10 protein-coding genes and 6 tRNA genes are annotated in these 11,934 nt (G+C 50.6%); 7 read left to right on the top strand and 9 right to left on the bottom strand.

The window, feature by feature from the left end:
- The first annotated feature begins 16 nt into the window (after positions 1 to 16).
- From MJO52_RS07525 to MJO52_RS07535, 3 genes are read left to right on the top strand one after another with little or no spacing between them, the layout of a single operon-like run.
- Positions 17 to 2,221 carry a TonB-dependent siderophore receptor gene (locus tag MJO52_RS07525; RefSeq protein WP_252085330.1) on the top strand — a complete coding sequence of 735 codons (2,205 nt, stop codon included), beginning with the start codon at positions 17 to 19 and terminating at the stop codon, positions 2,219 to 2,221.
- Between the two features lie 38 nt (positions 2,222 to 2,259).
- Positions 2,260 to 2,898, top strand: coding sequence for a hypothetical protein (locus tag MJO52_RS07530; protein ID WP_252085331.1), 639 nt, complete (start codon positions 2,260 to 2,262; stop codon positions 2,896 to 2,898).
- Positions 2,899 to 2,944: 46 nt separating this feature from the next.
- Complete coding sequence (locus MJO52_RS07535; RefSeq protein WP_252085332.1) at positions 2,945 to 4,453, top strand: PepSY-associated TM helix domain-containing protein; 1,509 nt, start codon at positions 2,945 to 2,947, stop codon at positions 4,451 to 4,453.
- Between the two features lie 18 nt (positions 4,454 to 4,471).
- Here MJO52_RS07535 and MJO52_RS07540 read toward each other — a convergent pair whose 3' ends face one another.
- From MJO52_RS07540 to MJO52_RS07550, 3 genes are all read right to left on the bottom strand, one after another.
- Positions 4,472 to 4,933: a GNAT family N-acetyltransferase gene (locus MJO52_RS07540; protein ID WP_252085333.1), complete on the bottom strand. Its 462-nt coding sequence runs from the start codon at positions 4,931 to 4,933 to the stop codon at positions 4,472 to 4,474.
- A gap of 139 nt (positions 4,934 to 5,072) precedes the next feature.
- Positions 5,073 to 5,807 (bottom strand): esterase/lipase family protein, encoded by a 735-nt coding sequence (locus tag MJO52_RS07545; protein WP_252085334.1) that lies wholly within the window; start codon positions 5,805 to 5,807, stop codon positions 5,073 to 5,075.
- Positions 5,808 to 5,917: 110 nt separating this feature from the next.
- Positions 5,918 to 6,415 (bottom strand): PH domain-containing protein, encoded by a 498-nt coding sequence (locus tag MJO52_RS07550; RefSeq protein ID WP_252085335.1) that lies wholly within the window; start codon positions 6,413 to 6,415, stop codon positions 5,918 to 5,920.
- Positions 6,416 to 6,597: 182 nt separating this feature from the next.
- On the opposite strand from MJO52_RS07550, the gene MJO52_RS07555 reads away from it, so the two are divergent.
- Both MJO52_RS07555 and MJO52_RS07560 read left to right on the top strand, forming a co-directional pair.
- The gene (locus MJO52_RS07555) at positions 6,598 to 7,458 is read left to right on the top strand and encodes a patatin-like phospholipase family protein (RefSeq protein ID WP_252085336.1); all 861 of its coding nucleotides are present in this window, start codon (positions 6,598 to 6,600) and stop codon (positions 7,456 to 7,458) included.
- 374 nt (positions 7,459 to 7,832) lie between these two features.
- A complete protein-coding gene (locus MJO52_RS07560; protein ID WP_252085337.1) occupies positions 7,833 to 8,291 on the top strand; it encodes a GFA family protein in 459 nt (152 codons plus the stop codon).
- 110 nt (positions 8,292 to 8,401) lie between these two features.
- On the opposite strand, the gene MJO52_RS07565 is transcribed toward MJO52_RS07560, so the two are convergent.
- The 6 genes from MJO52_RS07565 to MJO52_RS07590 all read right to left on the bottom strand — a co-directional run bounded on the left by MJO52_RS07565 (position 8,402) and on the right by MJO52_RS07590 (position 9,920).
- Positions 8,402 to 8,478: transfer RNA gene (locus tag MJO52_RS07565), tRNA-Asp, on the bottom strand.
- Between the two features lie 48 nt (positions 8,479 to 8,526).
- Positions 8,527 to 8,602, bottom strand: a tRNA-Val gene (locus tag MJO52_RS07570).
- Positions 8,603 to 9,073: 471 nt separating this feature from the next.
- Positions 9,074 to 9,150 (bottom strand) — tRNA-Asp (locus MJO52_RS07575).
- Positions 9,151 to 9,198: 48 nt separating this feature from the next.
- Positions 9,199 to 9,274, bottom strand: a tRNA-Val gene (locus MJO52_RS07580).
- A gap of 445 nt (positions 9,275 to 9,719) precedes the next feature.
- A tRNA-Asp gene (locus tag MJO52_RS07585) sits at positions 9,720 to 9,796 on the bottom strand.
- 48 nt (positions 9,797 to 9,844) lie between these two features.
- Positions 9,845 to 9,920, bottom strand: a tRNA-Val gene (locus tag MJO52_RS07590).
- Between the two features lie 184 nt (positions 9,921 to 10,104).
- Between MJO52_RS07590 and MJO52_RS07595 the strand changes: the two genes are divergently transcribed.
- Together MJO52_RS07595 and ccmI are read left to right on the top strand one after the other, a co-directional pair.
- Entirely contained in the window at positions 10,105 to 10,623 is a 519-nt protein-coding gene (locus MJO52_RS07595; RefSeq protein WP_252085981.1) for a cytochrome c-type biogenesis protein, read from the top strand.
- Complete coding sequence (ccmI, locus tag MJO52_RS07600) at positions 10,620 to 11,873, top strand: c-type cytochrome biogenesis protein CcmI (RefSeq protein ID WP_252085338.1); 1,254 nt, start codon at positions 10,620 to 10,622, stop codon at positions 11,871 to 11,873. The genes MJO52_RS07595 and ccmI overlap by 4 nt, the downstream gene beginning before the upstream one ends.
- Positions 11,874 to 11,934 lie beyond the last annotated feature (61 nt).

Consider the following 11,934-nt stretch of genomic DNA (forward strand, 5'->3'; position numbering starts at 1 on the left):
TTGTTGAGGGATCCCCATGGGCACCGCTCGTTTCCAAGGTTTACGCCAAAACTCCTCTCCTGTTATCTCCGGCCTTAGCCGTTCTCTGTTGGCGCTGGCTGTTGCTGCAGGCAGTTCAGCAGCTTTTGCTGCCGAAGATAAAAATGAAATTCTTGAAGAGGTTAACGTAACCGGCGAGCTCAACCTGTCCCGCCAGACTTCTATTGGTAAGCAAGATATTCCAGTTGATGAGACACCGTTCTCTATCTCTCTGCGTGATAAAGACTTCTTCGATGTTACTGGCTCTAAAACTGTGCAGGATATCCTGCAGTACTCTGCTGGAGTGAATGGCGGCTTGTTTGGTGTTGATGCTCGCGGCGACTGGTCTACCGTGCGTGCTGTTGACCCAGTCATGTTTGTCGATGGACTAAAAACAACCTTCGGTAGCTATACCGGCTCACGTGCAAACCTCTACGCTTTTGAGCGCGTGGAAATTCTTAAAGGGCCGTCTTCAGTCCTTTATGGGCAGGGTTCTACTGGAGGTATCGTCAACTTGGTTTCCAAACGTCCCAAAGAGGAGTTTGGTGGTGAACTGATGGTGCAGGGCGGAGACTATGATCGTAAGGTAATTGCTGGCGATGTTACCGGAGCCCTGGATAGCGATGGAGAGTGGCTCTACCGCGTAGTGGGTTATGCTCGTGATGCCGATGCTCAGGTTGATCATGTCGATGACGACAGCATTCTGTTCATGCCTTCCATTTCCTGGCGTCCCAGTGCGGATACCGAAATTACTTTCTTGGTGAACCATCAAGAAGAAAACACAGGTACCACTGCGGCCTTCCTGCCCTGGGGCGGCACCATTGTTGATAATGTAAACGGTGAAATCCCGACCGATACCTTTATTAGTGAGCCAGGTTGGGATAAGTACGACACGGAACAAACCGCTTATAGCTTGTGGGTTGATCATCGCTTAAACGATAGCTGGGGCATCAATGCAGGCCTCCGTTATTCAAAAGGGGATGTCGACTACAACTCAATGTATGCTGACTACACTCATGATCTGCGCTTACAAAAAGATCTTCGTGAAGTGTCGCGTACTGTCTATATGAAAGATGCGAAAAGCGATCTTTTGATTTTTGACCTGCGCTTATCAGGCGAGCTGACTACTGGTGCTTTTGAGCATCAGATTTCTGCAGGTATTGATAGCCAGAATGCAGAAATCGATAACAGCATTTTGAGAGTGCGTGGCCTCGGTGGCGACATTGATATTTTTGACCCGGTTTATGGTTCTGTACCAGAAGGACTGGAAGAGCGGGAGAGAGAAAATACCGATGTCAATGCTGAGCAGGTAGGTATTTATTTCCAAGACCAAGTTAGCCTTGGTAACTTTATTTTTAACTTGGGCTTGCGTGAAGATAGATTATCATCGAGAACACAAAGTAATGTTGCTAAAAATGTAAGTGGCAAACAGAGAGAGACGGAACTCACTAAAAGATTTGGCTTAATGTATGCCTTCGACAGTGGTGTATCGCCTTATGTTAGCTATTCAGAATCTTTTGAAGCTGTTTTAGCCGATCCGAATAGCCAGGGTGGTACCTACGAGCCTGTTAAAGGGGAGCAAGTTGAAGCCGGTATTAAATACCAGCCAGAAGGTACTAATATCCTGATGACTGCTTCTGCTTTTGAGATTAAGCAGAAAAATCGCTTAACTTACGGACTTGACGGATCTTTCCGACAAATCGGTGAGGCGCAGATTGATGGATTTGAGCTTGAGGCCAGTGGACAGTGGGGCAATCTGACACTGGTGGCTAATTACAGCCAGATGGATACTGAAGTACTAGAAAGCAGCAATCCATTTGAGGTTGGCACTGAGATCGAGACTGTACCTGAGGAGCAATTCTCTCTCTGGGGCAACTATGACTTTAGTGAGTGGGTTCCCGGTCTAAGCGTTGGGGCAGGTGCTCGTCATGTTGGTGAGAGTTATACCGGTATTGATAAAGTGCTTCCACTTTATGCACTTTATTATGGTGGCCTTCCTGCTGGCTCAGCAGATTTTCCCACAGAAAATCCATCCTACACCTTATATGACGCAACCATCGGCTACACCCTGGAAAGCTGGAAATTCCAGCTCAATGTGAAAAACCTGACCGATGAAGTTCACACCACTTCTTGCTTGAGCCGTGGTGATTGCTTCTACGGCGAGCGTCGCTACGTGACTGCTGAGGCACGTTACACTTTTTAAGTTAGAGTAGACTGGGAGTTTGTCCGCAGGGGGAGTCTGTGGGCAAGCTCCCTTTTTTGCGTTTCACTATCGGGCGGGAGTCGAAATCTCCCAGTGTGATATTTATGCCGAGTTCCTTCTATTTTATTGCCGGACTGGCCACTATTTTTGCCATTGCCGGTATTTTTAGCCTCTATTCAGCCTGGCTGCGTAGCGGCTCCCAGCCGTTGCGCCGCTGGAGCGGCTGGGGCCTGCTGTTGTTATCGGCATTCGCTTGGAGTGCAGTGGTGGGGGTGGAATATGGTGTGAGTATTGCCACTCTCCTGGCCATGCTGGCCGCCCTGACCTTGCTCGTATCAAAAGGTGATTGGCCGAGCGGCCCCCCGCGGAAGGAAAAACAGAGGTCGGGTGGGGCTGCATCTAATGAGGCCTTGCTGCAATTATGGCTGCGAGGTGTTTTACGTTTCCTGGCTATCGCATTGTTACCAACAGCCAGTGGCCTTTTGGCCGGCCTTCTTTATTTTGGCTTCACCGGGTTTGGTGAGAGTGCCCGTCTTGTAGGGGGCGCTTTTGTTGCCGTTATTGTTTGGACCCTGGCGATGGTTTGGTGTAGTGCGGATAAGAAACTGCTGCGCCCCAGTGCAGCGCTAGTAGTTTTTTCACTGGCGAGTGGCTTTGCCGTAATGCCAGCGGCGTAAGCTAATAACGATTTTGAGATCAAAGAGACCTCACTAGGAATTCAACGTGAAATTTTCCCTAAAGCCAACCCCTGCTTTTGTGCGTGATATGACTGACGGACATTCGGTTCTCGGTCTGGCCATCTCCACTTTGCTCTATATCGTTTGTGTCAGTGGAACACTTGCGGTTTTTTACAATGAATTTGAACGCTGGGAGCAGGCTTCAGAGCTGGAAAATCTCGATGTCAGTCCCTCTGTATATCAGCTTGCCACTGAACAGGCGGTTGCCCTGGCGAAAGAGCAAAACGAAGAATTTGAATCAGTAAAATTTACCATCCCCAACTCAGATATGCCCAGGTTGACTGTGGAAGTGGGTGATATTGAGCGTTATGTCGACGAGGATGGTTCTTTATTGGGTGAGGTTCAGCACGAGTGGACGCACTTCCTCGCCTATTTGCATTTTGCACTAAATCTGCCCTTGGGGTTGGGGGTTCCTCTTGTAGGCTTGATCGGTGTATTGATGACCGCACTGATTATCTCTGGATTATTGGCACACCCGAAAATCATTAAGGATGCCTTCTCTCTGCGCCTGGCGGGTTCAAAGCGTTTGCAGCAAGTGGACTTGCACAATCGACTGGGCGTCTGGGCTGCACCATTTCACTTGGCGATTGCTATTACCGGCGCTTTTATTGGACTTTCACAGGTTGCGGCTTTTGCAATTGCTGGTGTTTTCTTTGCTGGGGATACCGAGAAAGTTGAGCATATGTTGTATCGCGAGCACCCGGTGATGAAAGAGAATGCCGCACAGGTGCCTCTTCCAGATTTTGCTGCGATTCTTGCGCAAATGGAGCAGATCGCACCGGGTGAGGAGCGTACTAAGCTAGAGGTTGCCTTCCCTGGCCGCGAGGGGCAGGTAGTGGAGGTTTGGACGCGGGTTCCCGCAAAGCTGGTTTGGGGAGAGCGCTACCACTTTAATGGGGATGGCAGCCTGATAGAAAAAGAGGGATGGTCTGAAGGTGATGCGGCCAAGCAAGTATACCTCTCCACATTCCGTCTGCACTTCGGGCATTTCTCCGGTTTCCCAGTAAAAATTGCCTATTTCTTACTGGGCATTGGCATGTGTGTGCTGGTGGTTTCAGGTATTAATATCTGGTTGGTGCGCAAGCGCCAGCGGGGGCAGCCAGCGGTGCGCCTTGAGCGTATTTGGATGGCTCAGGTCTGGGGAATTCCTTTTGCTATTGCATTCAGTGCTGTGACTTACCTAGCCTTTGCTATTCCTGCCGCTCAGGTATTCTGGTTGACCACAATCGTTTTAAGTGGGATAGCTGCTTTTGTGGGGACTGTTGCCGGTTGGTCTATGTTGCTCCGCGGAGCTACCACCGCAGCCTGCATTCTGGCTGTGGTTGTTCACGCTTCCCTGTATGGGGCGGATTCCTTTGTGAGGGCCTCACTGGTTGCCAATGCTGTGTGGCTGCTGATTGCTGCAGGTATCGCGGCCTCCTGCCTCTATACCTGGGTGCGCCACCGGGATGGCGCCTTTGCTTCCACTGTTGGTGGGGCAGTTGGAAGTAACTAAGCTGGTATAGCCCGGTATCTACTCCGATGCCGGGCGCAACATTTCGATATGAGGTATACCGTCTTCCTCGTAAGGGGTGGAGACCTGCTCAAAGCCAAAATCTCCATAAAACTTACGTAGGTGCTCTTGGGCGGAAATACGAATCCCCAAACCTGGATATTCATTCAGGGTTTGTTCTACCGCGCGGCGGATCAGTTCTTTGCCCAGCCCTGTGCCACGGCTAGACTCTGCGGTAAGCACACGGCCTATTGAGGGCTCGGAATATTTTTTGCCCGGAAATACCACTCGTAGGTAAGCCATCAATCGTGGGGATTGGCTTTCCTTGTCCCAGCAGATTAGGTGCCAGGCTTCTTGATCTTTGCCATCTGCATCTTGATAAGGGCAATCTTGCTCTACCGTAAAAACTTCCTGGCGTGCCCGCAAGATTTCATAAAGCTGATCGATAGAGAGTTGTTGAAAGCTACACCATTGCCACTGCACTTGTATTGCCTCTTGGTTTACTAGGTTTGTATTTTTTATTAGGAGTAGATTGGATATTAAACCGGCAGGTAGGGTAAAAAAAGTCAGTATGTAGTGGGCCTCTGATTTTTTCACAAAGGCCCAGTGGCTGGTTGCTATTTTAATTGAGAGGGGCTTCCTGAGTACCCCTTGCAAAGGAGCCGTGCTCGAGATAATGGAGTACCTGCGCAATAACCTTTTTGTCCTTCATCATGAAGACATGGGTGACTGGCATTTCCAAGTGATCATTCATGCCTTCCAGCTTGGTACTGGCAACCGAGACTTTTCCGTCATCAGTCTCAGGGATTAGTCGTGACAGTATCAGGTTGATACTGCGAGTACCCGCAATAATACCCACATCAAAATTAGCGCTGCCTAGTTTATTGGGGATGCTCAGCTCGCCTGTACCTAGTTGTAGGCCGGCATCTCCAAAGGCAAATTCAAACCCTGGGAAACTACCGAGCTTATCCACCACCTCACTGCCCTTATTGGGAGGGCCCAGCATAACCACTCGGTTGAGGTTCTCAATCTTAACCTGGCTCAGATACTGGCGAACCAATATGCCCCCCATGGAGTGGGTAACAAAATTGATTTCAGTCTGTCCTGCGCAATGATCCAGTGCCGGTGCTATGGCCCTGCCGGCCAGCTCCTCAATGGGGAAGCGGGTAGAGGGGTAATCTACATTGACGGTCTTGTAGCCTGCGGCGCTGATCGCTTGCTCCAGCTTTGTCATGGAACTATCCGATTTGGCCAGGCCGTGCAGCAATATTACACAGGCCGAGTGGGCGTTTACTGACGGTGCGCCCAGGAATACAGACCCAAGGCATAGCGATAGGGTGAGAAAAAACTTCTTCATTGATTTTCTTTCAGCAGTGGCTCTCGTGGCCGCAGTATGCTGCGGGGCCTGTAAAAATCCAAGATGCTCGCTCAGTGAGGAGGGGAGCATCATTGAAGGGTACCGCTTGGTCATCTAATACGTTGGCGCAGTAATTCTGCCATGCGTTCGGGTTTGTCCGGGGTGATGACCAGAGTTTTACCGGGGAAATATAAAACAACAGCTTTCTCTTGATCCGTGACGAAGGCCCGATAACGACCCAGTTGCTGGTTTTGGAAGAGCCCGATGTAGCCAAAGAGGCCGGAGTTGCCAAAGATGCGGACCGATCCTTGCATGGCTGTTGGGTCGACTTTGACCTCCTGCAAGCCTTCTAGGGAGATGGAGGTTCTCCAGCCTGGTCTTAGTATCTGCAGGCAGTCGTTGGCGAGGGTATAACCGCGGATGGCAAATACGGCACCTAGTAGCAAAATGACCGGTGGCAGGGCAATAGCAACGCTATAGAGGAGGGAAGGGCTTTGCTGGGATTTTGCTATCAGCACGAAGGGTATTGCCAAAAGTAGTAAAGTACTCAATGCGCTGATTATTTTCAGTTGGCGGCTCCAGGGGGCTTGAAAAACAACAAGAGGCATAAATTACTCAATAAGTAATGGACAGTTTGAATGTCTCAATCATAGTGCTGATGGAATCGGCTTGGCAAAGTCGCAGTCTATGTAATTGGCCCTTTATAAAAGGAGAGGCTAAATAGATTTAGCGCGGCTTAGGTTTTCAAAAATAGATTTTGAGCAACATCGATTTTCACAATGGATTAACTATGGCGAATCGGATTGAAGAGCGAGATAGCACGTCAGCCCTTGTGGTAGAGGGTGGCGCTATGCGCGGAATTTTTGCAGCCGGAGTTTTGGATGCTTTTATCGAGGTGGATTTTTGCCCCTTTGACTTCGCTATTGGCGTTTCTGCGGGGTCAACCAACCTGATTGGCTACCTGGCGGGAGACCATGGCCGCAGCCGCCAGATTTTACTTGACCATGCCACGCGCGCGGACTTTATTGACTGGCGGCGCTATTTGCGAGGGGGGCATTTTTGCGATATCAGTTGGTTATGGCATGCCTCTTACAATGATGTCCCTCTGAATATTGAGCGCTATACGGAAAATGGCGTGCCTCTCTATGCGGTGACAACTAGCATCAACAGCGGGCAGCCCCATTATGTATGCGTCACGCCCGAGAATATGCATGAAGTGTTCCCTGCATCCTGCGCTATCCCCATGGCTTACCGGGAGTTCCCTCCTGTTGCTGGGGAACCAATGACCGACGGTGGCCTGGCTGACTCAATCCCGGTTATTCGAGCATACGAGCAGGGGGCGCGGGATATTACTGTGATTCTGTCTCGCCCACTGGGTTATAGAAAACCAGTGGGTTCAGCCCCTAAGTTCATCAAGCAGTTTTTCCACGATCACGCCCGCCTGTTTGAAGCGGTCTTGGAGCGCGGGGAGCGCTACAACCGCGCCTTAGACTTTATCCAGGCGCCACCACCGGATTGCCGGGTGTCTGTGATAGCGCCTCCTGCGAACTTTCCCGTTAAGCGTTTCACTCAGGAGGTTGAGTTGCTGGAGAAAGGGTATCTGGTTGGCAGTGAGCTGGGTCGAAGCTTCCTAAGAAATTCAGGGGATTAGTTGCCGCCAATAGGACCTGACAGCCCGTAAAGGGCTGCGGGTGCTCACCACTAGGGTGGCAGCTGCATGTATGCCAGTAAGGCTGGGGGGCGTGTTGGCTAGAGGCTTTACTGGAGTTTGCCCAGTATTGGCATTTACTTCTTCTTTGACCTGTAGGAGTCTTGTGTGAAGGGGGGAGAATGTTGCTAACCTAAGGAACCTTTGAATTTTCATAGTGTTTCTGCCGGCTTGAAGGGTTGCCTGGCTCGGGTTTAGTAAGTTGCCCCTTCTTGCCGTGATGGGATGAGTTGTAGGGCTATAAGGAGAATGGTTCTGTGACTCGTGGGATTCCAAGCAAAATTTTGAATAACAAACTTAAGGTAAAGGAGTAGATAATGAACGGAAAGTGCCTCTGCGGCGCTGTTGAGTTTCAGCTGGAAGAGCCGCTGCCCGGTCTCTATCAATGCCACTGCTCACTCTGCCGCAAGTTAAGTGGTTCCGCATCAGATACCGCATTATTTATCAGTCGTGAACAGTTTCGCTGGGTGCGTGGATTGGACAAAATTTCCTCTTATCGAAAACCTACCGGTTTTCGTTCTGACTTTTGTAGTGAATGTGGTAGCTCTGTTCCTCACTTGATGAGTAATACCACGCACTTTTGGGTGCCGGCTGGACTGCTAGACGGAGAGTTTCGCGGTAAGGTGATGGCCCATTTACATGTTGATTCCAAAGCGTACTGGGATGAGATCGGTGGTCAGGCCGAGCATTTTGCGGAAATGCCTGAAATGGATGAGCTGAGTAGACTGCTGCACGAAGTGATCGAAAGAGAAGAGGGTGAGTTACTGGAAAGTTGAGGCACAGCAAACTCTAAAAAGCCTCTAGGCAATTCTACTTTCCTCAATCTCTGTTGATTATTGGCGCATACAAAAAAGCCCCGCTCTTGCGAGCAGGGCTTTTTTGTATATGGCGGACCGGACGGGACTCGAACCCGCGACCTCCGGCGTGACAGGCCGGCATTCTAACCAACTGAACTACCGGTCCGCATTCCTGCTTCTCTTGATGGCTCTTGCCTGGCAAGAGTAAGAGAAGTGGTGGGTGGTACAGGGGTCGAACCTGTGACCTACGGCTTGTAAGGCCGTCGCTCTCCCAACTGAGCTAACCACCCCGTGTCAGGAGCTGCGTATCTTAATGATTTTTTATCTGTGGTAAATAGCTTTAACAAAAAAAATTAAATAAAAATTTATTTAGATCGAAAAATCATCAATTCTCAATTGTTTTTTTTAATTTACCTTTTAGCTGAATGTTTTTCTGGCAGATAAAGAGCTGTTCTGTCTTTGCTGGTCGTCAGTAAAAATTAAATCTAAAGAATATTTCGGTGTGGACTGGCAGATTATTTCATCGGGTGAAGTGATTGATTTGTGTGGCCCACAAAGGAAGCTTTTGGTAAGAGTTTGCTTCGATGAGGTTTTCTGTAGCAGGCTGGCGATCACTCAGACTTGCGCCGCCCCTTTAACGGGTTGCCGGATATAGTTTCGAAATTTAATTAATTTTTTTAACAAAAATTTCTTTGAGCTGCTTATGGGATCGGAGCATATACAAAAAAGCCCCGCTCTTGCGAGCAGGGCTTTTTTGTATATGGCGGACCGGACGGGACTCGAACCCGCGACCTCCGGCGTGACAGGCCGGCATTCTAACCAACTGAACTACCGGTCCGCATTCCTGCTTCTCTTGGTTGCTCTTGCCTGGCAAGAGTAAGAGAAGTGGTGGGTGGTACAGGGGTCGAACCTGTGACCTACGGCTTGTAAGGCCGTCGCTCTCCCAACTGAGCTAACCACCCCGTGTCAGGAGCTGCGTATCTTAATGATATTTTTTTAGCGGTCAACAACTATGGCAAAAAAATTCTAAAAACTTGATTTAGGATAAAAAAACATCAGTTAGGTGGTGGATTTTCTTTCAGAGTTTTATCCGCTGAATTTATTTTACTTAAAAATAACTTGCTGGTTTTTTATCCTGCTGACAATTAAATGGTAGTGAAAGAAACCCGTTTCGGGTTGGGAATTGCTGGTTGCCTTGTTACTGGCGATTAAAATTGTGTGCACGTGAGGCTGGTAATAATGGTTGTGCGGGGGGATTTTTTACTGCCGTGTATTGTTGTTAATTACTTGAGTTGCTGCAGGTGGGTGTTGGGTGTGGCGCAGGAGCTTGGAGAAGGAGTTTTACAGGGTGTTAATGTCTGCGCATACAAAAAAGCCCCGCTCTTGCGAGCAGGGCTTTTTTGTATATGGCGGACCGGACGGGACTCGAACCCGCGACCTCCGGCGTGACAGGCCGGCATTCTAACCAACTGAACTACCGGTCCGCATTCCTGCTTCTCTTGGTGGCTCTTGCCTGGCAAGAGTAAGAGAAGTGGTGGGTGGTACAGGGGTCGAACCTGTGACCTACGGCTTGTAAGGCCGTCGCTCTCCCAACTGAGCTAACCACCCCGTGTCAGGAGCTGCGTATCTTAATGATATTCTTTGCGGCGTCAACGCCTTTTTTGAATTTTTTTTTGTCTTTCAATGAGTTAAGGCGTTTAAGAACGAGATGGTGGGCGTGTCCGGCAAGTGGCGACACTGTTATAATCGCGTAAATTTCCAGGGTGTGAGCGTGGAGTAAGCCGTGAAACAGATGAGCTGGTTGGGGCAATTTCTACTTGCGTTTGGCCTCTTGTGCCTATCCGTAGTGGCGCAGGCGGTGGTGGAGACGGAGAAGTTGTCCTCTTCGGAACTGGAGGCGCGCTACCGGGTGCTGATCGAAGAAATGCGTTGTCCAAAATGCCAGAACCAGAACCTGGCCGACTCGGATGCGTCGATTTCCGCAGATTTGCGGCGGGAAATTCGCCGGCTACTGGAAGAGGGTTTTACAGACAAAGAAATTACCGACTACATGGTGGCCCGCTATGGGGACTTTGTTCTCTACAGGCCCCCGGTACAGCGCAATACTCTGGCGCTTTGGCTGGCTCCCGGCATCTTTGCCTTGGTGGGTCTACTGGCTTTGATTGTGATTGTGGTGCGTTCTCGCAGTGGCACTGGTGCCAGTCAGGACGATGACTCTGGAGAATTGACTGCAGAAGAGAGGCGCCGTCTGAAAAAACTGCTAGGTGATGACCTGGACGATTTGACTGACCCTGGGAAGAAGAGCAAATGACTGATATTTGGTTTGGTTTAGCGATCCTGTTATTGCTGTTGGCATTTATCTTCCTTTTACCGGGATTGCGTGGAGCCGGTGCCCGGCGTTCCGGTGGAGATAAGCGTGAAGCCCTGGCGCAGCTGTATCGAGAGCGCACGCGGGAGCTTCGCGCAGCGGTGCAAAGTGGCGCTATGGATGAGCGGCAATTTGCCCAGCTGGAAGCGGAGATGGCACGCGAATTATTGAGCGCCAAAGAAGAAGCGAATGCCGTAACTCCCTCGCGTAAAGGCTCCGGGTTACTGATTGGTCTGGCCGTTCTTGTACCTGCGATTGCAGTGGGGGCCTATGTCTTTTCTGAGCGCCCCCAGGAAGTATCTCTGTACCGTGAAATGTTGGCCAGTCAGCAGGGGCAAACAGACTCCTCAGCTGAAGAGCGCATCACCCAGCAGTTAAAGCAGCGGGCAGAAACTCACCCTGAGGATTTGAGCAGTCGCTTTGTTCTGGCTCAACGGCTTCTGGTCACTGGTGATATCGCCGGAGCGGTAGAGGCCTATCGCTATGTGCTGGCACGCGAACCCGAGGCAGTTATGGTTAAGGCCGAGCTGGCGCAAGCGTTATTTTTTGCGGGCGGCTCTAAAGTAACGGATGAAATTCGCACTCTGGTCGATCAGGTGCTAGAGGCCCAGCCCAGCAATGGGACAGCATTAGGCTTGGCGGGAATTGCAGCCTATGAGGACAAGGATTACCGCAAGGCGCGTGATCATTGGCAGGGTGCCCTTGCGCAGCTGGCTCCAGGGTCTACGGCGGCAGAGGCATTGGCGGCGGGTGTTGCCCGCGCCGAAAAGGCCCTGGGCGAAGATGGTAAAGATGGTGCGGTTGAGATAGTTCAAGCCGCTGTAGAGGAAAATGCTGGAGCTGAGGGTGAGGCCGCAGCGGAAATTCGAGTGCAAGTGAGCTTGGGTGACCAAGTTAAAGCAGATCCGTCAACGCCGGTGTTCATTTATGCCCGCAGCACTGATAGCCCAATGCCTTTGGCGATTGTTCGGCTAACCGCTGGCCAGTTACCAGCCGAAGTGGTGTTGGATGAATCCCGGGCTATGATGCCAGGGCGCTCCATTTCAACCGTAGATACGGTGCAATTGGTCGCACGCTTGGCTTTGCGTGGTGACGCGCGCCCCGCGGCGGGCGATTGGCAGGGCTCTATCAAGACCCTACCTAAATCCAGTTGGAGTGAGTCGCAGTCTATCGTTATTGACCGGGAGCTTTAGGCCCTATTCAAGTATCGCGTTGGCAGGCTGCAGTGTTCAGGGGAGTGCTGCGGCCTGAGAA

This window comes from Microbulbifer variabilis, from assembly GCF_023716485.1.
Lineage (GTDB): Bacteria > Pseudomonadota > Gammaproteobacteria > Pseudomonadales > Cellvibrionaceae > Microbulbifer > Microbulbifer variabilis_B.